Source organism: Acidiphilium sp. 34-64-41 (assembly GCF_002282635.1).
GTDB classification, from domain to species: Bacteria; Pseudomonadota; Alphaproteobacteria; order Acetobacterales; family Acetobacteraceae; genus Acidiphilium; species Acidiphilium rubrum.
Genome location: NZ_NCJX01000006.1, coordinates 1 through 25,334, shown reverse-complemented (window position 1 = coordinate 25,334; position 25,334 = coordinate 1). Strand labels below are relative to the sequence as shown.

The following is a 25,334-nucleotide window of genomic DNA, read 5'->3' as shown; positions in this document are numbered from 1 at the left end:
CGGGTGCGCGTGAGTGCGGCTCATCAATCCTGACTTGAACATCCCGGCGAACCTGCCCACATCGGCTGGGCAGGTCGGGAAGGGTGTTATGTGCGGTGTCGATGCACCGGGTCTCGGCCCTTGGCGGCCTGTATCATCGTCGTGAACGGCGCTGAAATTGAATGAAATCCGACCGGAACCGGTTGCACGGAGACTGTCCAGCATGGATGACCAAGCCGCACTGATCAGCGCGACCGAGCCGGCATCCCGGAAGTCGTCCGAATTTCCCGTTGCACCGACCCGGCCGGTGCCGACCGCGGCATATTATTTTGATCCCGTAGCGATCGAACGTCAGCGATGGACCCAACAGATAGAGTTTGCGGCATCACTGGGATTCGATGCCGTCGCCATCGCATCGCCCTTCGCGACGGATGGTTCCTCGCATCGCTACAACATCATCGACCATGCCCGGCTCCACGAACAATTTGACGGTGGCGATGCGGATGCCGCCCTGCACAGCCTTGCTGAGGCCGCGCATGGGCAAAATCTGTCGGTCGTGCTCGACATTTGCCTCGATCGCGTTGCGCCCGCGGCGCCATTGACGCTGCAACACCCGGACTGGTTCGTGCATGCCAATGATGGTGCGGCGTTCCGCCTGCTGTCGGATACCGATGCGGTGACCGATTGGTGGGATGAGCGGATTGCCGCGTGGCAGGCGCTCGGCATCGACGGGTTTCGCTGCGATTCCGCGCATCGTGTGCCGGCGGGGGTATGGATGAGGCTGATTGCCGCCGCGAAGCAGCGCAACCGGACTTGCTGTTTCGTCGCGGATTGTCTTGGTGCGCCCGCCCCTGCAATGGCAGCGCTCGTGGGTTGCGGCTTTGATTATGCGCTGTCCTCATCCTGCTGGTGGGATGGTGTGGGTTCTTGGATCGCCGATGATCTCGATCGGGCCTCCGCAATCGCACCGGTCGCGACGCTCACCGTGCCGGCGGGCGAGGGGCGGGTGCCGTCAGATCGGGCGATCAGCCTTGCCGGTTTTCTCGGCAATCTCTGGATGCTGAACGCCGAGCCGCAGCCGATACAGGCTGAGCACATCAAGCACCTGAATGCGCTGCGCCAACAGCATCGTGCACTGTTCGAAGCGCCGGCCATGCTGCGGTCTCCGCCTGCGGCATCGGTCGCCTTGTTTGCCCGTGTCGACGCCGGGGCCGGGGGTATCGCGCTCGCGCTCGCGGCACCCGGGCAGACGGTTTCTGAATCTCTGCTTCGCACCTGGCTTGGAGCAGCGTTCGGCGGTACTGGCGCGCCGGTGCACCAGATCGACGAAACTGGCGCCCTCATCATGCAGATTGCGGCGCCACGCGTGATCACCAGGGCGGCAAGCGAACTGACGCCGGCCAAAGCTGCGGTCAAAGCACCGCGCATCGCCATCGAGGCAGCCTCCCCTTCGATCGAGGCAGGGCGGTTTCCGGTCAAGCGCATCGTTGGTGAACATGTTACGTTCGAAGCCGACCTGATCTGCGATGGCCACGGCAAGCTCGCGGCTGATTTGCTCTGGCGTGCGGCCGACGAAACGCAATGGCAGCGGGCCCCGATGGCGCTGGTGGTGAACGACCGCTGGGCCGCAAGATTTCAGCTTGAACGGTTGGGCCGCTACCAGGTCACGATCGAAACCTGGATCGACCGGTTTGGCGCATTCGTCGACGAAATCACCAAGAAACACGCAGCCGGTGTGCCGATCGCGCTCGAGCTGATCGAGGGGACGAACCTTGTCGAGGCTACGGCCAGCTCGTGCGTGAACGGGACCGATGAAGCACAGCGCGCCGCGGTGAGTGCCTTGCTTGCGGCGCTGCGCGACCAGCCCGAGCACGAATTTCTGTCCTTGCTGACCGATCCCGCCACGATCGCCTTGATGCGCGAGGCCGAGCAGCGGCACGCCCTGCTGCGGCTCGATCCGCCGCTGCCGATCGATGCCGAACGGACACGTGCCGGTTTCGCCAACTGGTATGAGGTTTTCCCCCGCAGCCAAAGTGGTTCGGAATCGCGGCACGGCACGTTCGACGATGTCATCGGCCAACTGCCGCGCATTCGCGCGATGGGGTTCGATGTGCTGTATTTCCCGCCGATTCACCCAATCGGCCGCAAGAATCGCAAAGGTCGCAACAACAGCCTGACGCCGAGCGACACCGACCCTGGCAGCCCGTATGCAATCGGCTCGGCCGAAGGCGGTCATACCGAAATTCATCCGGAACTTGGTGATTTCGATGATTTTCGTCGCTTGATCGATGCCGCAGCCGCGCACGGGATCGAAATCGCGCTCGATTTCGCAATTCAGTGCGCGCCGGATCATCCGTGGTTGCGCGAGCATCCCGAATGGTTCGACTGGCGGCCGGATGGCACGATTCGCTATGCCGAAAATCCACCGAAGAAATATGAGGATATCGTCAACGTCGATTTCTATGCCGAGGGCGCGATGCCCTCGCTCTGGATCGCGTTGCGCGATGTGGTGGCCTTCTGGGTCAAGCAGGGCGTGCGTATTTTCCGGGTGGATAATCCGCACACCAAGCCCTTGCCGTTCTGGGAATGGATGATCGGCGATATCCGCGCGCGCAATCCGGAGGTGATGTTTCTCGCGGAAGCGTTCACCAAGCCCAAATTGATGTACCGGCTGGCCAAACTCGGCTTTTCACAATCCTATACCTATTTCACCTGGCGCAATACGGCTGCTGAACTGCGCGCGTACTTGGTTGAATTGACAACCACGGCGCCGAGCGCGTTTTTCCGGCCGCATTTCTTTGTGAATACGCCGGATATCAACCCGGTGTTCCTGCAATCATCCGGCCGGCCGGGTTTCCTGCTGCGCGCAGCCCTTGCGGCGACGCTGTCCGGCCTGTGGGGGGTCTATAACGGGTTCGAGTTGTGTGAAGCGGCAGCGCTGCCGGGGCGCGAAGAATATCTGGATTCCGAAAAATATCAGCTCCGTGCCTGGGATCATCACCGGCCCGGGAACATCATCGCCGAGATCACCGCGCTCAACCGCATGCGCCGTCACAACCCGGCGCTGCAAAGCCATCTCGGCATTACGTTTCTGCCGTGCTCCAACGAGCAGGTGCTGTTTTTCGAAAAGGCCAACGCCGATCGCAGCAATGTCGTTCTCGCGGCGATCAGCCTTGATCCGTTCAACCTGCAGACCGCCGAAATCGAGTTGCCGCTATGGCACTTCGGGCTCGCGGACGACGCCAACCTTCACGCGGAGGATCTCGCACGCGACTTCGCTTTCGTCTGGCATGGCAAACGCCAGATCGTCAGCCTCGATCCACATGAATTGCCTTACTGCATCTGGCGGGTGCGCGCATGACAAAACTCGGAAAATTCGTGACCCCATCGATCAGCGATGCTGATCCGCTATGGTACAAGGATGCGGTGATCTATCAGGTCCACGTCAAATCCTTCTTTGACAAGAACAATGATGGTGTCGGCGACTTTGCCGGCTTGATGGAAAAGCTCGACTATATTGCCGAACTCGGGGTGACCGCGATCTGGCTGCTGCCGTTCTACCCTTCGCCGCGCCGTGACGATGGCTACGACATCAGCGCCTATCGCGCGGTGCACGAAGAATACGGCACGCTGAGCGATCTGAAACGCCTGATCGAGGCGGCGCATCGTCGTGATATCCGCGTCATCACCGAACTGGTCATCAATCACACATCAGACCAGCACCCGTGGTTTCAAAAGGCGCGCGCGGCGAAGCCTGGCTCCGCTGCGCGGGATTACTACGTATGGTCGGATACCGATCAGAAATACGACGGCACGCGCATCATCTTTCTCGATACCGAAAAATCCAATTGGACCTGGGACCCGGTTGCCGGTGCCTATTATTGGCATCGGTTCTACAGTCACCAGCCCGATCTGAATTTCGACAACCCCCGCGTGTTGCAGGAGGTTCTCGGCGTCATGCGCTTCTGGCTCGATCTCGGGGTCGATGGCTTGCGACTCGACGCGGTGCCGTATCTGATCGAACGTGAAGGCACGAATAACGAAAACCTGCCGGAGACCCATGCGATTCTTAAGCAGATCCGGACTGCGATGGATGCCCATGCGCCGGGCCGGATGCTGCTGGCAGAGGCCAATCAATGGCCCGAAGATGCCCAGCAATATTTCGGCGATGGCGATGAATGCCACATGTCGTTCCACTTCCCGCTGATGCCACGGATGTATATGGCGATCGCCCAGGAAGATCGCTTCCCGATTTCGGATATCATGCGCCAGACGCCGGCGATTCTCGAAACCTGTCAATGGGCGATATTTCTGCGCAATCACGATGAACTCACCCTTGAAATGGTGACCGATTCCGAGCGCGATTATTTGTGGGAGACCTATGCGGCCGATCGCCGCGCTCGCCTCAATCTCGGCATCCGCCGGCGTCTTGCGCCCTTGTTGGAGCATGACCGTCGCCGGATCGAATTGATGAACGGCCTGCTGTTTTCGATGCCCGGCACACCGGTTATTTATTACGGTGACGAAATTGGTATGGGCGATAACATCCATCTGGGTGATCGCGACGGGGTACGCACGCCCATGCAATGGTCACCAGATCGCAACGGCGGGTTTTCCCGCGTCGATCCCGCGCAACTCGTGCTGCCGCCCATCATGGACCCGATCTATGGTTATCAGGCGCTCAATGTCGAAGCCCAGGCGGCCGATCAACACTCGCTGCTGAATTGGACACGACGGATGCTCGCGGTGCGCAAGCGCCATCGTGCGTTCGGACGCGGCGCTTTGCGTTTTCTCTATCCCGGCAATCGGAAAATCCTCGCCTACCTGCGCGAATTTACCGATTCGGATGGGCGCGATGAGACGATTTTGTGTGTCTACAATCTTTCGCGCATCGCCCAGGCGGTGGAGCTTGATCTGTCAGCTTTCGAACACCGGATTCCGGTCGATCTGGTCGGCGGCTCACCGTTCCCGCCGGTCGGGCAGTTGCCGTATATGCTGACCTTGCCGCCCTACGCCTTCTACTGGTTCAGCCTTGCCACCGAAGCCGCACTGCCGAGCTGGCGCATTCAGCCGTCCGAGCCGCTGCCGGAATTCGCGACACTGGTGATGCGCAAAGGATTGTCCGATTTGCTGAATGCGGAAACCCGCGCCATTCTGGAGACCGAAAGCCTGCCGAACTATTTGGCGCGCCGCCGCTGGTTTGCGGCGAAGGACCAGAAAATCAGCGCGGCAACGCTGGGCCGCGCCGACATCGTCGGTAGTGAAACCGCGGGCTTGTTGTTGGCGGAAGTCAATGTCGAGGTCGGGGGTACGTTACAGACCTATCAGGTACCGCTTGCCGTGAGTTGGGACGACGCACCGTCGAACCCGATGGCGCAGCAACTGGCGCTCGCGCGCATCCGCCATCATCGCCGGGTCGGCTATCTGACCGATGCTTTTGCGATCGATGCGCTGCCGCGCAACATCATCGCGGGTCTCAAGGCGCGCACCACTCTGGCGGTGCGCGACGGCGAGATAAAATTCCTGCCAACCGCGCAGATCGACGATTTGCCGGACATGCAGGACGCTGAAATCCGCCGCTTCTCGGCTGAACAATCCAACAGCTCGATGATCGTCGGCGATACGGCCATTATCAAAGTCCTTCGGCGGATCGAGGGGGGCATTCATCCTGAAACCGAGATGACACGGTTTTTGACCGATGCCGGCTACGCCAACACCCCCGCCCTGCTCGGCGAGATCGTGCGGACGGATTCCGATGGCGTGGGTCATACACTGATCGTGGCGCAGCGCTTCGTGCGCAACCAGGGCGACGCGTGGCAATGGACCCTCGATACGCTGACCCGCGCGGTGGACACCGCAATCCATGCGGAACTCGACGATGCCGGCGAAGCGGATGCGCTGGCGGGCTACCTGCCGTTTGCCGCGGCAATGGGGCGACGTCTGGCCGAGATGCACGCAGCGCTCGCAACGCCCGATACGGCCCCGGATTTCCGCCCCGAACCCGCGGCGGAACGAGACGTTGCGCGCTGGACGCAAGGGGCAAAGCAGCAGCTCGCGGCGGCGTTTGCGGCGCTCGAACGCGCCCGCCCGCTCGCCGCAGCCGATACGCTCGCTCTGATCGATCAACTGGCAGCCTCCCGGAAGAGGCTCGAGGCGGCGTTGCCGGGTCTCGCGAACGCCGGCATTGGCACGCTGAAAACCCGCATCCATGGTGATTTCCATCTCGGGCAGATCCTGGCAGCGCAGGGCGATGCCTACCTGATCGATTTCGAGGGCGAGCCGGCCAAATCGCTGGCGGAGCGTCGGGCCAAGGGCTCCGCCTTGCGCGACGTCGCTGGCCTGTTGCGCTCGTTCGACTACGCGGCAGCCTCGGTAGAGCGCGCCGTGCCGACCTCAACCGAGCGGGCGCGCGAGCGCAGCCACGCGATGGTGCAACGCTTCGTCAAAGATGCAAGCGCCAGCTTCCTGGAAGCCTACCACACCACAGCGGCAGCGGCGGCACATCCATGGCTGTCCGAAGCGGCGTGGGATGATCTGCTGACCTTGTTCCTGATTGAGAAATCGGCATACGAAATCTGCTACGAATCGGCCAACCGCCCCACCTGGCTGATCATTCCGCTCACCGGCCTTGCCAATCTGGCAGCCCAGATCACGACAGGAGCCCAAGATGCAAGCATGGGATGACACGACACTCGATGCGCTGGCCAATGCCACGCATGCCGACCCGTTCGCCTGCCTCGGGCCGCATAGTATCGACGGTGCGCGTATCGTCACCACCATCCAGCCGGGCGCCCATCAGGTTCGCCTCGTCGGCACGGCAGGGTCCGAACCGATGGAGCGCATCCACCCCGCCGGTATTTTTCAGGGAACGCTCGCGTCGGGTTCGGATTATACGCTCGCGATCAACTGGGGCGAGACCAGCCAGACCATCGAAGATCCCTATCGCTTCCCGCCGATCCTGACCGATTTCGACATTCATCTGCTCGGCGAGGGTCGTCAGCTTCGCCTTGCCGATTGCCTTGGCGCAATCCCCGCGCGGATCGATGGCATCGACGGCATCCGCTTCGCGGTCTGGGCGCCGAACGCGCGGCGGGTTTCCGTGGTTGGCGCGTTTAACGGCTGGGATGGGCGCCGCCACCCGATGCGGCTGCGCTACGATGTCGGCATCTGGGAATTGTTCATCCCGGCGGTCGAAATCGGCACGCTCTATAAATTCGAAATCCTCACCAAATCCGGCGATATTCTGCTCAAGGCCGATCCGCTCGCGCGCCAGGTGCAGGGCCCGCCTGAAACCGCCTCGATCGTCGCTGATAACGTGACGTTCGAGTGGCATGATGAATCATGGTTAAAAAACCGAAACGGTCGTGCTGACAATGCGTTATCGGTCTACGAGGTTCACGCCGCCTCATGGCGCCGCCACGATGATGGCAGGCCGCTGCTATGGAGCGAGTTGGCCGACCAGCTGATCCCCTACGCCGCCGGCATGGGGTTCACCCATATCGAGTTTATGCCGGTGATGGCGCATCCGTTCGGCGGGTCCTGGGGCTATCAGCCGCTGTCGCAATTCGCACCGATGCCGGCGCTCGGCACGCCGGCCGAATTCGCTGCCTTCGTCGATCGCTGCCATCTGGCTGGCGTCGGCGTGATTCTCGACTGGGTGCCGGCACATTTCCCGACCGATGCGTTCGGCCTGGCGCAGTTCGATGGGACGCCGCTGTATGAGCATGCAGATCCGCGCGAGGGATTTCATCAGGATTGGAATACCCTGATCTATAATTTCGGCCGGATCGAAGTGCGCAACTTTCTGGTCTCCAGCGCGCTGTTCTGGCTCGATCGCTATCATGTCGATGGCATCAGGGTCGATGCCGTCGCGTCAATGCTCTACCGCGATTATTCGCGCAAGGAGGGGGAATGGATTCCGAACCGCTATGGCGGGCGCGAGAATCTCGAGGCGATCGATTTCCTCAAGGAACTGGCGAGTGCAATCGAACATTATGCGCCCGGTGCGATGTTGATCGCCGAGGAATCCACGGCATGGCCGGGGGTAACACGACCGGTCGCCGAAGGTGGTCTCGGCTTCAGCCACAAATGGAATATGGGCTGGATGCACGACACGCTCCGCTACATCGAAGAAGATCCGATCAACCGCCGCTACCATCATGATGAAATGACGTTCGGCTTGGTCTACGCGTTTTCCGAAAAATTCGTCCTGCCGATTTCGCATGACGAGGTCGTCTACGGCAAACATTCCCTATTCGGGAAAATGCCAGGTGATGCTTGGCAGAAATTCGCCAATCTGCGCGCCTATCTTGCGTTCATGTGGACGCAGCCTGGTAAAAAACTGCTGTTCATGGGCCAGGAGTTCGGCCAGTCGAGCGAGTGGAACCACGATATCGCGCTGGCCTGGCAGGAAGCCGATACGCCGGCGCATAACGGCGTCCGCCATCTGCTCGCCGATCTCAACCGGGTCTATCGCTCCGAGCCCGCGTTGCACAGCACCGATTTCAATCCCAGCGGGTTTCGCTGGCTGATCGGTGATGATCGGGATCAGAGCATTTTCGCCTGGGTTCGCCAGACCGACGATGTCGCGCAATCCGTCGTCGTGCTCTGCAACTTTACCCCGGTGCCGCGCGATTCCTACCGCGTCGGTGTGCCGGCCGGTGGCCGTTGGCTCGAATGTTTGAACAGTGATTCCGCGATCTATGGCGGTTCGGATGTTGGAAATCTCGGCACCACAACGGCGGATGCGAGCCCGGCGCACGGCATGGCGTATTCATTGGTGCTCACTGTGCCGCCGCTCGGGGTGCTGATCCTGCGACAGGACCGTTGATGGCGATATTGCCGGCAAAACTCGCGGCCGGATCGAACGAGCCGCTGGGTGCCACATGGGATGGTCTGGGGGTCAATTTCGCGGTGTTCTCCGCCAATGCCGACCGCATCGAGCTATGCCTGTTCGATCGCGGTGGGCGGCGTGAAATCGCCCGCTACGATCTGCCCGAATGCACTGATGAGGTGTTTCACGGCTATCTGCCCGATGCCTTGCCAGGCCTGATCTACGGGTTTCGCGCGCACGGCCCGTACCAGCCCGAGCAGGGCCACCGGTTCAACCCGAACAAGCTGTTGCTCGATCCCTATGCGAAGGCGATGTTCGGTGACATCCATTGGTCCGACACGCTGTTTGGCTATCGGGTGGGCGCGGCCCGTGCGGATTTGTCGTTCGACCGGCGCGACAGCGCGCTGGCGATGCCGAAAGCGATCGTGACCGATCCGTCCGCCGTCTGGGGCGAGCATCGCCGGCCACGCCGCGGCTGGAGCGAAACGATCATCTATGAGGCGCATCTGCGTGGGCTCACCAAGTGCCATCCCGGCATCGCACCCGAGCGCCGGGGCACGTTTGCCGCATTGCAGGACCCGGCGCTTGTCGAGCATCTGGTCAATCTCGGTATCACCGCGATCGAGTTGTTGCCGGTTCACGCCTATCTGCAGGATCGCTTTCTGGTCGAACGCAAACTGACGAATTATTGGGGGTATTCGACCCTTGGCTTTTTTGTGCCGCAGACTGCCTATCTGGCCGATCCCGAGCAGGCGCGCCACGAAATCCGCGCCGCCGTGCGCCGCCTGCACGAGGCGGGCATCGAGATCATTCTCGATGTGGTCTACAACCATACCTGCGAGGGCAATGAAATGGGCCCGACGCTGAGCTGGCGCGGCCTCGATAACGCAAGCTATTACCGCTTGATGCCCGGCCAGGAGCGGTATTTCATCAACGACACCGGCTGCGGCAACACGCTCAACATCTGCCATCCGCGCGTGCTGCAAATGGTGATGGACAGTTTGCGCTACTGGGCCGATGCGTATCAGATCGACGGATTCAGATTTGATCTCGGAACCATTCTAGGCCGTGAGGCAACCGGGTTCGACCCAGGATCGGGTTTCTTCGATGCAATCCGCCAGGACCCGGCGCTCGCCAGACTCAAGCTGATCTCCGAACCGTGGGATCTCGGGCCGGGCGGCTATCAGGTCGGTAATCATCCGCCCGGGTTCTCGGAATGGAATGCTGAATTTCGCGATGGCACGCGCCGCTTCTGGCGCGGCGATCATAGCCAGCGCCCGGAAATTGCACGCCGCCTGATGGGCTCGCCGGAGTTGTTTGACTATCGCCGTCGCCGCCCCTCCGCGTCGGTTAATTTCGTCACCGCGCATGACGGGTTCACGTTGCACGATCTGGTCAGCTACACCCAGCGCCACAACATCAAGAACGGCGAAAACAACAACGACGGCACCGACAACAATCTTTCAGCCAATTGGGGTGTCGAAGGCGAAACCAGCGATCCTGACATTGCATTGAATCGCGAACGGGTGGCGCGTGCCATGCTGGCGACGCTGTTCGTCTCCTTCGGCGTGCCGATGCTGCTGGCTGGCGATGAAATGAACCGCACCCAACGCGGCAACAACAATGCCTATTGCCAGGACAATGAAACATCCTGGGTGGACTGGTCCGGCCTGGATGATGGAACGGCGACCGAACTGGCCGCGTTCGTGGGCACTCTGGCGACGTTGCGGCGTCGCTATCCCAGCCTGCGCAGCGCAGTTTTTCGTCACGGTCTTGAAATGATCACGCCAGAGCTTGCCGACACCAACTGGTTCGATGAACAGGCGGGTGATCTGTCGATCGAGGCCTGGGCCGACCCGAACGCGCGACTGCTTACGCTCCGCCGTGCCACGCGCGAAGGCGAACAGCCCGACGTCACGCTGGTGCTGCTGAACGCCTCGGAATCCGATCGTGAATTCACCCTGCCTGCACCCATGTTCGATTGGGTGCTCGAAATCGATACCGCGCGTCCCACATATCGGCGCGCGGCGTTCACCGAACCTGTGGTGACGGTCGCCTCCCGCTCCATCGTCGTGCTCGGCGCCCTGATCGAAGAGACAGAACAATGACAATATCCAACCCGAATCCACCTCGTCCGGGCGCGCACATGTCGGGCAATGGGCGCACGAAGTTCACGATCTGGGCACCCGGATGTGATACGATGGCGCTCGCGATCGAGGGCCGTGACGCGCTGGCGATGCAGCGGCATCCTGATGGACATTTTACAGTCGAAACGGATTGTTCGCCAGGCACAAAATATCACTTCGTAACCGATACAGGAATGAAAGTGGCCGATCCGGCGTCTCGCCTGCAGGCGCCTGATGTTCACGACGCCAGCATCGTCGTGCCGCCCGATTCCTACCGCTGGACCCATCCGGATTGGCGCGGCAGGCCGTGGCACGAAACCATTGTGTACGAACTGCATCCCGGTGCCTGCGGCGGCTATGCCGGCATCGAAGCCATGCTGCCCGGCCTTGCCGAACTCGGCATCACCGCGGTCGAGTTGATGCCGATCGCCGATTTCCCCGGTCGCCACAACTGGGGTTATGACGGTGTGCTTCCCTATGCACCCGACACCGCCTACGGCACGCCGGATGATTTGAAACATTTGATCGACACCGCCCATGGTCTCGGCATCATGATGTTTCTCGATGTCGTCTATAACCATTTCGGTCCCGATGGGAATTACCTGCACACCTACGCGCCGGAGTTTTTCCGCGATGATATCCATACGCCCTGGGGCAGCGCGATCGATTATCGGCGCGCACCGGTCCGGCGCTATTTCGTGGATAACGCCATCTATTGGTTGAATGAGTTCCGGTTCGATGGTCTGCGGTTCGATGCAGTGCATGCCATCCAGGACGACGGATTTCTTGCCGCCATGGCCAGCCAGATCCGCGCGGCCTGCGACTCCCAGCGCCACATTCATCTCGTGCTCGAGAACGACGACAACAATGCGGGTCTGCTGGCGCCGGGTGCGGTCTATGATGCTCAGTGGGCGGATGACACCCACCATTGCCTGCACACCCTGCTGACCCATGAACAAGGCGGCTATTACGAAGATTATCACGATGCCGCCGCGCAACTCGCGCGCTGCCTGCAATCGGGCTTCGCCTATCAGGGCGAGCCGTCGCCCCACCGCGACAATGCACCGCGCGGCACACCGAGTGCGCATCTCCCGCCAACCGCCTTCGTCGCCTTCCTGCAAAATCACGACCAGATCGGCAACCGTGCGTTTGGCGAACGCCTGACCACGCTGGCCAACCCCGCCGCCCTGCGCGCGGCCGTGCTGCTGTTGCTGCTCTCGCCGCAAATCCCGCTGATCTTCATGGGTGAGGAATACGGCGATACCACCCCGTTCCTCTATTTCACCGATCACAACGCGCCCGACCTCGCCGAGGCCGTGCGCAAGGGGCGGCGGCAGGAATTCGCCAAGTTTGAAGCGTTTTCTTCCAAGGAGGCGCAACAACGTATTCCGGACCCGAACGACGCGGCGACCTTTGCAGCCTCGGTGCCCACGTTCGACAGGGCTGATGCACCGGCGGCGGCATGGCGCGCTTTCTACCAGATGCTCCTACGCCTGCGTCATACCGAAATCGTGCCGCGCATCCCGAATGCCCGTGCCTTACGGGCGATCGCACTGGGGCAAACCGGGGTGCGTGCGGTCTGGACCCTCGGCGATGGCGCAACCCTGACCATCGCGGTGAATTTCGGCGATCGTGCGCTGGTCTGCGCAGCAGGTGAGGGGCATGTTCTGGCATCCTCCCCGCCCGAAGCTCAATGCGACAACCATCTGCCGCCGCATACCGCCATCGCCTGGCTCGCGACGCCATGAGCGATGATGCCCTCTACGAACTCGCCGACCGTGCCGGATTGTCCCGCGTCTGGCATGATGTGTTCGGCACCGCGCACGATGTGTCCCCCACCAGCCTGCGCGGACTGCTTGCCGCGTTCGAACTCGATGCGGGTTCGGAGTCAGCCTGCCACGACAGCATCGCCCTGCTCGATGCCGAAGCGCGCCTGCCGCCGCGCCTGTTGACGGCGACGGTCGATTCCGAAATCACCCTGAACCATCCTGGCGGTGCGGCGCGCATCCTGCTTGAAGATGGCACCAGCTACGACACCAGGCTGGACGATGTCGGCAACGGCTACGCCCGGCTGCCCGGTCTGGCGACACCCGGCTATCATCAGATCCACCTCGGGGATGCGATGATCGATCTGGCGATCGCGCCGCATCGCGCGTTCACCATCGAGGATGCGCTGGCCCGCCACGGCCGCGCCGGCAAGGCATGGGGCCTCGCGGTGCAGGTCTACAGCCTGCCGCGCGAGAACGACGGTGGCATCGGCGATTTCGGTGCCCTCGCCACGCTGGCCGCCAATGCCGGTGCGCGCGGCGCCGATGCCGTGGCGATCAGCCCGGTTCATGCCCTCTATGCGAGCGAACCGGGTCACTACGGTCCCTACGGCCCCTCCAGCCGCATCGCGCTCAATCCGGTGTATGCGGCGATCGACTGCGCCGCCGCCGCCCCATCGCCCGATGGCCTGATCGACTGGCGGACCGCCACGCCGCTCCGCTACCAGGCGCTCCGTCGCGACTTCGCCCTGCACCGAGACGATCCGGCATTCAAGCAATTCCAGGCCGAAACCTCGCCCGCGATCCAACTCCACGCCTTGTTCGAGGCGCTGGTGGCGCATCAACTCAGCGTCGGCGCCGGGCGCGACTGGCGGTCCTGGCCGGACGCGCTGCGCGATCCGCACAGCAGCGCGGTTGCCGCACTGGCCGCGGCCAATCAGGACGAGTGCGCGTTTCACCTCTATGCCCAGTTCCGCGCGCTCGGCAGTTTGCAGGCCGCCCAGCGCGCCGCCATCGATGCCGGCATGGCGGTCGGCCTGATCGCGGATTTGGCGGTCGGCGCCGATCCCGCCGGCAGCGATGCCTGGAGCCGCCCGGCCGAGGTGTTGCGCGGCGCTTCGGTCGGCGCGCCGCCCGATGAATTCAACCGGCGCGGCCAGAACTGGGGCCTCACCGCATTTTCGCCGCGCGGCCTGCGCCAGAGCGGGTTTTCAGCGCTCCGCGACATGCTCTCCACCGCGCTGCACGCCACCGGCGGTGTCCGCATCGATCATGCCATGGGCCTGTCGCGCCTCTGGGTCATCCCCGAAGGCGGCGAGGCCAAGGATGGCTGCTATCTGCGCTACCCGTTTGAGGATATGCGCCGGCTGGTGATGCTGGAATCGCAGCGCCACCACGGCATCGTGGTCGCGGAAGATCTCGGTACGGTGCCGGGCGGCTTTCGCGAATCGCTGGCGGCCAGCGGCATTACTGGCATGAGCATCCTGTGGTTCGAGCGCGATGGCGATCGTTTCGTGCCGCCGGCGCACTGGCGCGCCGAGACCACGGCGTTGACGACCACGCATGATCTGCCGACCGTCGCGGGTTGGTGGCGCGGCACCGATATTGCGTGGCGCGAGCGCCTCGGCATCGCCGGTGAAAATCACGACAAGCGCGCCCATGATCGGCATTGCCTGTGGGATGCGTGCATTGCATCCGGTGCGGGACAGGGCGACATGCCGGCGCCCGACGATGGCGACCGTATTGCCGATGTCCTCGCCATCCATGTCGGCACCGCATCGTCGGCTCTGGCGATCCTGCCGATCGAGGATGCGCTGGCCTTACCCGAGCAGCCCAATATTCCAGGTACGATCGATGAACATCCCAACTGGCGCCGCCGGTTGCCCGCCCCCGCGGCAACCCTGCTCGATGCCCCGCGCGTTGTGGCTAGGCTCGATGGTCTCGACCGGACCCGCAAGGCGCGCGGCTGAACCATGACCCATTCCACGAGTCCGCGTGCAACCATTCGCCTGCAATTCCACAAGGGCTTCACGCTCGATGACGGTGCGGCCGTCATTCCCTATGCCGCAGCACTGGGAATGAGCCATTTATATGCCTCGCCGATCCTGAAGGCGCGGCCCGGCTCGACCCATGGCTACGACATCGTCGATCATACCGCGATCAATCCCGAACTCGGGGGCGAAGCCGCGCTCGAGCGGCTGTCGGCGGTGTTGCGCGACCACGGCATGGGCCTGATCCTCGATATCGTGCCCAACCACATGGGCGTCGGCGGCAGCGACAATCAATGGTGGATGGATGTGCTGGAATGGGGCCGCGCCAGCCGCTACGCCGATGCGTTCGACATCGACTGGACCCCGCCCGACCGCGCGCTGTACGGCAAGATCATGGCGCCGTTCCTGGGCGAATCCTATGGCGCCGCCTTGCAATCGGGCGATCTGCGCCTGTCCGCCGATGCGAAGGCAGGCCGGATTTCTGTCGTCTATCACGAGCACGAATTTCCGCTTTCGCCAGCCGGCATGGCAATCGTGCTGAAGGTAGCGCCGCGCCGCTTCGCCGATGCCATCGCACATTTCACCGGTGCCGCCGATCTGATCGACCGGCCGGACATCGCCCGCCCGCTGGCCGAAACCGCCCGCGCCCGCCTGATCGCGGCGCTGGCAACGCCGCACGGCGAAGCCGGCCTCGTCACCGTGCTGGCCCGCTACGAGCCGACCACACCGGATGGCATCCGCCGTCTGCACGAATTGCTCGAAACCCAGAATTATCGCCTCGCCTACTGGCGCGCCGCCGCCGATGAAATCAACTGGCGCCGGTTTTTCGACATCAACACCCTGGCCGGCATCCGCGCCGAAATACCCTGGGTGTTCGACCAGAGTCACAAGCTCATCCTCGATCTTTACGCACGCGGCGTAATCGATGGCGTGCGCGTCGATCACGTCGATGGGCTGGCCGACCCCCGCGCCTATTGCCGCAAGCTGCGCCGCGCACTGACCGCCGCGGGCAAGTCGCGCCCGTCCAGCGCGGCGGCGGGGCCACCCTATATCATCGTCGAAAAAATCCTGGCGCCGCACGAGCGCCTGCGCGCCGACTGGCTGACCGATGGCACCACGGGCTACGATTTCATGAACGAGGTCGCAGCCGTGCTGCACGACCCTGATGGTGGCGAACCGCTCGCCGCACTCTGGCACACACTCACGGGCCGCAGCGCGGAATTCGACCCGGAGGAACGCGACGCCCGCCGCCAGGTGCTCCGCGACAATCTCACCAGTGAATGGAACGGCACCGCCGCCCTGCTGCATCGCCTTGCAGGTGCAGATTTGGCGACGCGGGATATTTCCCTCACCGCCCTGCGCCGCGCCCTTGCCGAATTGCTGGTCCATTTTCCGATCTATCGCATTTACGCCGGTGCCGGCGGCAGCACGAGTACCGATGAGCAGACGATGGACTGGGCGCTGGCGCGCGCCCGGCGCAGCTTTCGCGTCGCCGACCGCGGCCTGCTGAACCAGATCCGCCATTGGCTCGCCGATCGGCCGCTGGCGCGCGAACCGCTGGAAACCCGCGCCCTGCACCGCCGGGCGATGGTCCGGTTTCAGCAATTATCCGCCCCCGTCGCCGCAAAATCGGTCGAGGATACCGCCTTTTACCGCTATGGCCGGCTGATTTCGCGCAACGAGGTCGGCAGCACGCCGGCGCAATTCGCCCTCACGCCGGGTGCCTTCCACGCCGCCCAGCAGCAGCGCGCCGCAACCCTGCCGCACGCCATGCTGGCTACCGCGACGCATGACCACAAGCGCGGCGAGGACACCCGCATCCGCCTCGCGGTCCTGTCGGAAATCCCCGATGAATGGCAGGCCGCCCTGGCGCGCTGGATGCGCCTGAACAGCGGCTTGACGCGGGATCTCGATGCCGGCCGCGCACCCAGCGAGGCCGACGAGATCATGCTGTATCAGACCCTGATCGCCGCCTGGCCGCTCGGTGCCGCACCCGATGGCAGCGGCGATTTCTGTGATCGTGTCTGGGGCTGGTGGGAAAAATCGATCCGCGAGGCCAAGCTCCGCTCCGAATGGGCCGCACCCGATGAGGCCTATGAAGATGCCTGCCGCCAGTTTCTCGATGGCGTGTTCGATACCGGCCGCGCCACCGCCACCTTGGGCGAAATCGCCGCCTTCGCGCGCCGTATCGGCCCGGCCAGCGCGCTCAACGGGCTTGCTCAGACGGTTCTGAAATACACCGTCCCCGGCGTGCCTGATCTGTATCAGGGCACCGAATTCTGGGACCAGAGTCTGGTCGATCCCGACAATCGCCGGCCGGTCGATTTCCCCGCCCGTGTCGCCGCGTTGTCCGCCAACCGGATGCCATCCCTCGATGCCTGGGAAAACGGCGACGTCAAACAGCGCGTGATCGCGCGCCTGCTGTCATGCCGCGCCGAACACCCATCGCTGTTCGCCGAAGGCGGTTATACGGCGCTCGACCTCACCGGCACCCATGCGGCACATGGTCTTGCCTTCGCGCGCACCCATGGCACGCGCACCCTGATCGTTGCCGTTTCACGTCTCGCGGCACCCTTGCTCGATGGCGTGCCACAACCGCTGATCCCTCCAGCCGACTGGGGCGATACCGCCCTCGATCCGGCGGCACTGCCCGGCCCCTGGCGCGATGTTCTGACCGGCGGGACACTCGATGCAACCGGCGGCATAATCCCGCTCAGCACCATGTTCGCCACCCTGCCGGTCGCGGTTCTGATCGCCTGAAACCCCGAATCGTGCTACCATGCTGCCATGCCGCATGCCGATTTCGTCCATCTTCGCGTCCACTCCGCCTATTCCCTGTCCGAAGGCGCGATCAAACCCGATAAAATCGCAGCCCTCGCGCAGGATCAGGCGATGCCGGCGGTCGCCATCACCGATACGTCCAATCTGTTCGGCGCGATCGAGTTCTCCCAGGCCTGCATGGCGAAATCCGTGCAGCCGATCATCGGCTGCCAACTCTCGCTCACCCGGGCGGACCAGCCGCGCCTGACGCCGGACCCGTTGGTCCTGCTCGCCAAGGATGCCGCCGGCTTCGCCAATCTTTCCAAACTCTCGTCCGCCAGCTTCCTCGAATCCGAAACCGGCAACCGCCCGCAGATCAGCCTCGATGCGCTGCGCCGCCATCATGAAGGGCTGATCCTGCTCACCGGCGGCCGGTTCGGCCCGCTCGGCCGCATGCTCGGCGAGGGTCAGCGCGGCGAGGCGGAAACTCTGCTGTCCACCCTTGCCGAAACCTTCGGCGACCGCATCGCGATCGAACTCGAGCGCCACGGCCTGCCGACCGAACGCGCGATCGAGCCTGGCCTGATCGCCATGGCCGATGCCGCAGGCCTGCCGCTCGTCGCCACCAACGAATGTTTCTTCGCCCGGCAGGACATGCACGAAGCGCATGATGCGCTGCTCTGCATCGCCGAAGGCCGCCTGCTGTCCGAAGCCGAGCGCCGCCGCGTTACCACTGAGCATTGGTTCAAACCCGCCAAAACCATGCGAACCCTGTTCGCCGATCTGCCGGATGCCTGCGACAACACCATCCACATCGCGCGCCGCTGCGCCATCGCCGCGCCCACGCGCAAACCGCTGCTGCCGATCTGCCCGAAAGTCCGCCCCGGCAGCACCGAGGCCGAAACCCTGCGCGCGATGGCGCGTGAAGGTCTGGCCGCCCGTCTCGCAGCAATCCGTGCCGATGCCGCGACCACCGCGCGCTATGGCGAACGCCTCGAGTTCGAGCTCAACGTGATCGAACAGATGGGTTTTCCCGGCTATTTCCTGATCGTGGCGGATTTCATCCAATGGGCGAAATCCCAGGGCATTCCGGTCGGGCCGGGCCGCGGTTCGGGTGCGGGTTCACTCGCCGCCTATTGCCTGCTGATCACCGATATCGACCCGATCCCGTTCAATTTGCTGTTCGAGCGCTTCCTCAACCCCGAACGTATCTCGATGCCGGATTTCGACATCGATTTCTGCCAGGAACGCCGCGACGAAGTGATCGACTACGTCAAACGCGAATACGGCGCCGATCGCGTCGCCCAGATCATCACCTTCGGCAAGCTGCAAGCCCGCGCTGCGGTGCGTGATGTCGGGCGCGTGCTCGGCATGCCCTACGGCCAGGTCAACAAGGTTGCCGAAGCCACGCCGAACAATCCAGCGAAGCCGATCCCGCTCGCCGAGGCGATCGAATCCGAACCCCGCCTGCGCGAGATGCGCGACACCGACGATTCCATCCGCCGCCTGCTGGAAATCGCTTTGCAGGTCGAAGGCCTGTATCGCCACGCCAGCACCCATGCGGCCGGCGTGGTGATCGGTGACCGGCCGCTGGCCGAACTGGTGCCGCTCTACCGCGACCCCCGCGCGGATATGCTGATTACCCAGTATTCGATGAAATATGTCGAGAGCGCAGGCCTTGTGAAGTTCGACTTTCTGGGCCTGACGACCCTCACGATTCTCGACCGGGCGTTAAAGTTTCTGCGGGGCCTCGGCACCAATATCGATCTCGCAACCCTCCCGCTCGATGACGTTAAAACCTATGAAATGCTGTCCCGGGCCGAGGCGGGTGGCGTGTTCCAGTTCGAAACCCAGGGGTTTCGCGACGTGCTCAAGCAGATGCGCCCGGATCGGTTCGAGGATCTGATCGCTGCCGTCGCGCTGAACCGGCCAGGGCCGATGGCGAACATTCCGGCCTATTGCGCCAGCAAGCACGGGCAGGCGTGGGCCTCACCGCATCCGGCGATCTTGGAAATCCTGAGCGAGACCTACGGCGTCATCGTCTATCAGGAACAGGTCATGCAGATCGCCCAACGCATGGCCGGCTACAGCCTCGCCGCCGCCGATTCGCTGCGCCGTGCGATGGGAAAAAAGATCCGCTCGGAGATGGAACAGCATCGCGCCACCTTCATCGAAGGCGCCAAGGCCAAAGGCGTCGATGAGCCGAAAGCCATCGAAGTCTTCGATCTGATGGCCAAGTTTGCCGATTATGGCTTCAACAAATCGCACGCCGCCGCCTACGCCCTGGTGTCCTACCAAACCGCCTGGCTCCGCGCCAACCACCCGGCCGCGTTCATCGCCGCCTGCATGTCGCTCTCGCACACCAACCACGAAAAACTCGCGGCCCTGAAACAGGACGCCGTGCGCCTCGCCATCCCAGTGCTGCCGCCCGATATCAATAAATCCGCCGCCGATTTCACGGTCGAACGTCAGTCGGATGGCACGCTGGCCATCCGCTACGCGCTCGCCGCGATCAAACGGGTGGGCGAAGGCGCGATGAACGACGTAGCACGCATCCGCGCCGATCGCCCGTTCACCGACCTCGCGGATTTCGCCACCCGCGTCGAACCCAAATCGCTCAACAAGGCGCAGATCGAACAACTCGCCAAAGCCGGCGCGTTCGATCAGCTCGAGCCCAACCGCGCCCGCGTCATGGCCGGTGCCGAAACCCTGATCCGCCGCGCCCAGGCCGAAGCCGCCAATCGCCAGTCCGGCCAGATCAATCTGTTCGGCACCAGTGCTGCGCCCGAACCCCTGCACCTGCCCGACACGCCCGATTGGCCCGGTTTCGAACGCCTCGGCTTCGAAGCCGAAGCGATCGGCTTTCACCTCACCGCCCATCCGCTCGATTCCTACGCTGGGGTGCTCAAACGCCTCGGCGTCATCCCCTCCAACCGGATCGAGGCAACCGGCCGCGCCGGCATCACCCGCGCCAAACTCGCCGGCGCCGTGGTCGGGCGCAAAGAGCGCCCCACCCGCAGCGGCACGCGCATGGCCTGGGTCATGCTGTCCGATCAGACGGGCGGCTTCGAGGTCACATTCTTCTCGGAAATCCTGGCCACCGCACGCGAATTGCTCACCGATGGCACCATGCTGCTCGTCACCGTCGAACTGCGGATGGACGGCGAAAGCCTGCGCATCACCGCGCTCGATGCCGAACCGCTCGACCGCGCCGCCGCAAACGCGGGCTCGGGCATCCGCATCGTGGTCGAACGCATCGAAGCCGTCGCCTCGCTGCGCGCCCTGCTCGACCGTGAAGGCCGTGGCAAAGGCCGGGTCCTGGTCTCGCCCCGGCTCGGTTCCAACGCCCGGCTCGACATTGCACTGCCCGGCGGCTTCAACGTCTCGCCCCGCCTCGCCCAGGCGGTGAAAATGATCCACGGCGTCGCCGAAGTCGCCGAACTCTAACCGCCCGCGTCCCTGGAAACTCCGCCGCCATGCCGATCATCGTAACGCCGCGCATCAAGATCGAGGATTCGGAATTATCCGAGATCTTCACAACGTCCTCCGGCCCCGGCGGTCAGAACGTCAACAAGGTGGCAACCGCCGTGCGCCTGCGGTTCGATGCGCTGAACTCACCCGGGCTCAGCGACGATATCAAAGCGCGCCTGCGCAGCATCGCCGGCCGCCGCATGAGCAAGGACGGCGTCATCCAGATCATCGCGCAACGCTTCGCCTCGCAGGAGCGCAACCGTGACGATGCCCGTGAACGCCTGCTCGCACTGATCAGAGACGCCGCCGTCCGCCCGGCCGCCCGCGTGCCGACCCGCGTATCGAAAAGCCAGAAGGCCAAGCGCCTCGACAACAAAACGCATCGCGCCCGTACCAAAACCCTGCGCGGCACAATCCCCGACGATTGATGGCGAACCGCGCTGCGTGATATCACCTCACCCGCGCAGGGTGGCGTTGGTTGCCTTGCTGACGGAAGCGACGATTTTGGCTGAAACCGCCTCGATTTCGCTATCGGTCAGGCTCTTGTCCTTCGGTTGCAGTGTCACGGCGATCGCGAGAGACACTTTGCCCGCGGGCAATTTATCGCCGGCGTAGCGGTCGAACAGTGTGACGTCGGTAATCAGGCCGCGTTCCGCACTTTTGGCCGCGCGCAGCACGGCTTCGGCGGCGACGCCGGCATCGACCACGAAGGCAAAGTCGCGCCGCAGCGGTTGCAACGGCGAGATACCGGGCGCCGATTTACGGCGGCGCTTCGGATCGGCAATGGCGCCAAGGTCGATCTCGAAGCCAACGCTGCCGGCCGGCAGGTCGAGTGCGGCGCAGAGCGAAGGGTGCAGTTCGCCGAAGCTGCCGATGGTGGTTTTGGGTCCCTGCTTGATCGTGCCAGCGCGGCCGGGATGGTAATGGCCGGGCGCCGTCGCGCTGACCTGCAGCGCCTCGAGCGGCACACCGATTTCTTGCAGCACGGCGAACGCATCGGCCTTGGCATCGAACGCATCGACGTTGCGGGATGCGGCGATCCAGGACAGCGGCGTGGCCCCGCTGCGCAGCCCGGCGGCGATCAGGTCCTGGCCGGCGGGGGTTTCGTCGCGAAATCCCGGCCCGATTTCGAACAGCGCGAGGTCGTCGAAGCCGCGTGCCGCATTGGTGGCGGCGGCGCGCGCGATCGTCGCGAGCGGTGAGGGGCGCATCTGGTCGAGATCGGCGGCGATCGGGTTGGCCACGGTCAGGGTATCCGGTGTCGCGCCGAACCGGGCGGCGGTGGCGCGATCGACGAAGCTAAACGTCACGCATTCCGCCATGCCGCGCGCGGCGAGCACGCGCCGCGCGCGCACGCTGCGGGCCTGACGCGGCGTGAGCGATGGCGTGGGCACGGTAGCCAGCGGCGGCAGCGAAACCGGCACGATCCGGTCAAGTCCTTCGATTCGCAGCACTTCCTCGATCAGATCGGCTTCCGGTTCGATCGCGCGGGCACCCTGCCGCACCGCGGTGGCGAGGTCCGGGTCCAAATCCTCGTGCTGATCGAGCGTGCTGCCGGCGGAAAACCCGGCGGAGGCGACATCATTGCGCCACGGCGGCACATCGACGGTCACACCCGCCGCATCCCGCGCGGCGATGCCAAAGCCAAGCGCGCCCAGAATCCCGACCGCCCGATCCGGCGTGACATCCGACCGGCCAAAGCTCTGCAGCCGCTCGAATCGAAGGCTGGCCTGCCGCTGCCAGGCAGGTTCGGCGCCGGCCTCGGTGATCGCGGAGGCTTCACCGCCGCAGAGCGCGATCACCATGGCGGTTGCCGCATCGAGCGCCGCCGGCAGCAACGACACATCGATGCCACGCTCGAAGCGTTGCCGCGCGTCGGAAAAAATGCCGCTGCGCTGGCCGCTGAGCGCAATCGCCACCCGGTCGAACAGCGCGCACTCAATGAACACATCGGTCGTGGTCTCATCGCACCCGGTCGCTTCACCGCCGACGATCCCGGCGAGCGACTGCACGCCCGTTTCATCCGCGATCACGCAATCATCCGAGGTCACGTTAACATCCTTGCCGTGCAGGCCGCGAAACCGCTCGCCCGCGCCGCGCCGCACTGTCAGCGCGCCGCCGCTGATCTTGTTAACATCGAACACATGCAGCGGCCGGCCAAGGTCGATCGTGAAGAAATTGGTGATGTCGGCCAGCGCGTTGATCGGCCGCAGCCCAACCGATTCGAGGCGCTGCTTCAGCCAGGCGGGGCTCTCGCCATTGCGCACGCCGCGCACCGTACGGCCAAGAATCCACGGGCAGGCCTCGATGAAATCGTCCTGCCAGCGGATCGCACTAGCTCCCGTACCGTTGATCGCAGGCGCATTCCACGGCGTCAGCGTGCCGAGGCCGGCAGCCGCAAGATCACGCGCGATGCCGCGCACCGCGAGCGCATCGCCGCGATTGGGAGTCACCGAAATCTCGATCACCGGATCGTCAAGTCCGGCCCAGGCGGCGTATGGCGTGCCGACCGGCGCATCGCCCGGCAGATCGACGATGCCGTCATGATCTTCGCCGAGCGCCATTTCCCGCGCCGAAACCAGCATGCCGGACGAAGCCACGCCGCGGATCTCGCCGATTTTAAGCGTGATGCCGCTGCCCGGAATATAAGCGCCGGGGGGGGCGAACACCGTCGTCATGCCGGTGCGCGCGTTCGGCGCGCCGCACACCACGCCAACCTCGCCCGACCCGGTATCAACACGGCAGACCTGCAGCCTGTCCGCATTCGGGTGCGGCACCGCCTCGATCACGCGGGCGATCACGAACGGGGCGAGCGCCGCGCCGCGATCCTCGATGCCTTCGACCTCAAGCCCGATATTGTTCAGCGCCTCAGCAATCTGCGCCAGCGAAGCGTCGGTTGTCAGATGGGTCCGGAGCCAGGAGAGCGAGAATTTCATGATTACGCGTCTCCCTCATGCAGCGTGACCGGGGCGAGCGGCGAGGTGCCGTAATGTGACAGCCAGCGGATGTCGCTCTCGTAAAAACTGCGCAGATCGGCGATGCCGTGCTTGAGCATGGTGATGCGCTCGACGCCCATGCCGAAGGCAAAACCCTGGTATTCGCGCGGGTCGATGCCGCAATTGGCCAGCACGTTCGGGTGCACCATGCCCGAGCCCAGAATTTCGAGCCAGTCCGACCCGGCGCCGATCACGCCGGTCTTGCGATCCCAGGCGATGTCGATCTCCATCGAGGGTTCGGTGAACGGAAAATAGCTGGACCGGAACCGCGCCTTCAGATCGGGGATTTCGAAATAGGCCCGCAGGAAATCGACCAGGCAGCCCTTCAGATGCGCCAGCGTGATGCCGCGGTCGATCACCAGACCCTCGCATTGATGGAACATCGGGCTGTGCGTCGCGTCGTGATCCGACCGATAGGTCCGCCCCGGCACGATGACGCGGATCGGCGGTTTCTGCTCCAGCATGGTGCGGATCTGCAGGCTCGAGGTGTGGGGGCGCAACACCATCGGGCGGTTGCGGCTGGTGGTCTTGAGATAGAACGTGTCCATCATGGCGCGTGCCGGATGATGCGACGGCACGTTCAGCGCGCCGAAACTGTACCAGTCATCCTCGATGTCGGGCCCGTCCTTCACGTTGAACCCCATGGCGCCGAACAGGGCGGTGAGTTCCTCGATGGTGCGTGACAGCGGATGGATCGAGCCGCGCGGCGCCGGCCGGGCGGGCAGGGTGATATCGATTCGCTCGGCAGCCAACCGCGCGTCGAGCGCCGCCGCATCAAGCACCGCCCGCCGCTGCTCGATGGCTTCGGCCACTGTATTTTTCAGCGCGTTGACCGCGGCGCCGAAACTCTTACGGGCTTCGGCATCCATCCCGCCGAGGGATTTGAGCAAAGCGGTGACTTGCCCGGTCTTGCCGAGCAGGGAGACGCGGACGGCATCGAGTGCCGCAGAGTCGCTGGCGGCGTCGATTGCGGCGCGGGCGTGGAGTTCGATCGTGGCGATATCGTTGGACATGGCCGGGCAGGGAGCGTGCCGCGCCGGAAATGTCAAGCAACGGCAGGGCGAAAGGCGGCGGCAGGCGATCAATCGTCGGTGGGAGGCAGGTTTTCGATTTTTCGAATAACACCGGAGCATAGAAACTCCGCCGATTTGGTTCGCGCCGCCGGAAAACCCCGCTCGTGCCGCAAAAATAACCCCCGGAACCAGGGTTCCGGGGGTCGATCGGTCTCAAAGCCATTGGTGCCGTAACATAATAGCCCGTCTAAAATCCCACCCCCGACGAGTAGGTAACGAAACGCGCCAAACGATCTAAAAAATAAACCGTGCCTATCCGGTTAAGTCAGACACCCACTACATGTGGGGTGGACCCATGCTCCCGAATAAAGCTGGGCATAGGTTGGCGCCTCGGCGCCG

At 63.8% G+C, this 25,334-nt stretch carries 11 protein-coding genes; 9 read left to right on the top strand and 2 right to left on the bottom strand.

Annotated elements, in window-relative coordinates; genetic code table 11:
* Nucleotides 1-202 precede the first annotated feature (202 nt).
* From B7X49_RS01980 to arfB, 9 genes are read left to right on the top strand one after another with little or no spacing between them, the layout of a single operon-like run.
* On the top strand, nt 203-3,340 hold the full coding sequence (locus B7X49_RS01980; RefSeq protein WP_286702769.1) for a maltotransferase domain-containing protein: 3,138 nt from the start codon (nt 203-205) through the stop codon (nt 3,338-3,340).
* On the top strand, nt 3,337-6,663 hold the full coding sequence (gene treS, locus B7X49_RS01975) for a maltose alpha-D-glucosyltransferase (RefSeq protein ID WP_286702768.1): 3,327 nt from the start codon (nt 3,337-3,339) through the stop codon (nt 6,661-6,663). Before B7X49_RS01980 ends, treS begins: the two co-directional genes overlap by 4 nt.
* The gene (gene glgB, locus B7X49_RS01970) at nt 6,647-8,809 is read left to right on the top strand and encodes a 1,4-alpha-glucan branching protein GlgB (RefSeq protein WP_286702767.1); all 2,163 of its coding nucleotides are present in this window, start codon (nt 6,647-6,649) and stop codon (nt 8,807-8,809) included. The genes treS and glgB overlap by 17 nt, the downstream gene beginning before the upstream one ends.
* Nucleotides 8,809-10,920 (top strand): glycogen debranching protein GlgX, encoded by a 2,112-nt coding sequence (glgX, locus tag B7X49_RS01965; RefSeq protein WP_286702766.1) that lies wholly within the window; start codon nt 8,809-8,811, stop codon nt 10,918-10,920. The genes glgB and glgX overlap by 1 nt, the downstream gene beginning before the upstream one ends.
* Nucleotides 10,917-12,686: a malto-oligosyltrehalose trehalohydrolase gene (gene treZ / locus B7X49_RS01960; protein ID WP_353744400.1), complete on the top strand. Its 1,770-nt coding sequence runs from the start codon at nt 10,917-10,919 to the stop codon at nt 12,684-12,686. The genes glgX and treZ overlap by 4 nt, the downstream gene beginning before the upstream one ends.
* Entirely contained in the window at nt 12,683-14,674 is a 1,992-nt protein-coding gene (gene malQ / locus B7X49_RS01955) for a 4-alpha-glucanotransferase (RefSeq protein WP_286702764.1), read from the top strand. The genes treZ and malQ overlap by 4 nt, the downstream gene beginning before the upstream one ends.
* Nucleotides 14,675-14,677: 3 nt before the next feature.
* Complete coding sequence (treY, locus tag B7X49_RS01950; protein WP_286702763.1) at nt 14,678-17,455, top strand: malto-oligosyltrehalose synthase; 2,778 nt, start codon at nt 14,678-14,680, stop codon at nt 17,453-17,455.
* A 27-nt stretch (nt 17,456-17,482) separates the two neighbouring features.
* Nucleotides 17,483-20,902 (top strand): DNA polymerase III subunit alpha, encoded by a 3,420-nt coding sequence (dnaE, locus tag B7X49_RS01945; protein ID WP_286702762.1) that lies wholly within the window; start codon nt 17,483-17,485, stop codon nt 20,900-20,902.
* Nucleotides 20,903-20,931: 29 nt separating this feature from the next.
* On the top strand, nt 20,932-21,354 hold the full coding sequence (gene arfB, locus B7X49_RS01940) for an alternative ribosome rescue aminoacyl-tRNA hydrolase ArfB (protein ID WP_286702761.1): 423 nt from the start codon (nt 20,932-20,934) through the stop codon (nt 21,352-21,354).
* A 27-nt stretch (nt 21,355-21,381) separates the two neighbouring features.
* On the opposite strand, the gene pheT is transcribed toward arfB, so the two are convergent.
* Together pheT and pheS are read right to left on the bottom strand one after the other, a co-directional pair.
* The gene (pheT, locus tag B7X49_RS01935; protein ID WP_286702760.1) at nt 21,382-23,862 is read right to left on the bottom strand and encodes a phenylalanine--tRNA ligase subunit beta; all 2,481 of its coding nucleotides are present in this window, start codon (nt 23,860-23,862) and stop codon (nt 21,382-21,384) included.
* Nucleotides 23,863-23,864: 2 nt separating this feature from the next.
* Nucleotides 23,865-24,935 carry a phenylalanine--tRNA ligase subunit alpha gene (pheS, locus tag B7X49_RS01930; protein ID WP_286702759.1) on the bottom strand — a complete coding sequence of 357 codons (1,071 nt, stop codon included), beginning with the start codon at nt 24,933-24,935 and terminating at the stop codon, nt 23,865-23,867.
* Nucleotides 24,936-25,334 lie beyond the last annotated feature (399 nt).

Coding starts and splice junctions, on each gene's coding strand:
- B7X49_RS01980 (WP_286702769.1), top strand. CDS start 203: ATGGATGACCAAGCCGCACTGATCAGCGCGACCGAGCCGGCATCCCGG.
- treS (WP_286702768.1), top strand. CDS start 3,337: ATGACAAAACTCGGAAAATTCGTGACCCCATCGATCAGCGATGCTGAT.
- glgB (WP_286702767.1), top strand. CDS start 6,647: ATGCAAGCATGGGATGACACGACACTCGATGCGCTGGCCAATGCCACG.
- glgX (WP_286702766.1), top strand. CDS start 8,809: ATGGCGATATTGCCGGCAAAACTCGCGGCCGGATCGAACGAGCCGCTG.
- treZ (WP_353744400.1), top strand. CDS start 10,917: ATGACAATATCCAACCCGAATCCACCTCGTCCGGGCGCGCACATGTCG.
- malQ (WP_286702764.1), top strand. CDS start 12,683: ATGAGCGATGATGCCCTCTACGAACTCGCCGACCGTGCCGGATTGTCC.
- treY (WP_286702763.1), top strand. CDS start 14,678: ATGACCCATTCCACGAGTCCGCGTGCAACCATTCGCCTGCAATTCCAC.
- dnaE (WP_286702762.1), top strand. CDS start 17,483: ATGCCGCATGCCGATTTCGTCCATCTTCGCGTCCACTCCGCCTATTCC.
- arfB (WP_286702761.1), top strand. CDS start 20,932: ATGCCGATCATCGTAACGCCGCGCATCAAGATCGAGGATTCGGAATTA.
- pheT (WP_286702760.1), bottom strand. CDS start 23,862: ATGAAATTCTCGCTCTCCTGGCTCCGGACCCATCTGACAACCGACGCT.
- pheS (WP_286702759.1), bottom strand. CDS start 24,935: ATGTCCAACGATATCGCCACGATCGAACTCCACGCCCGCGCCGCAATC.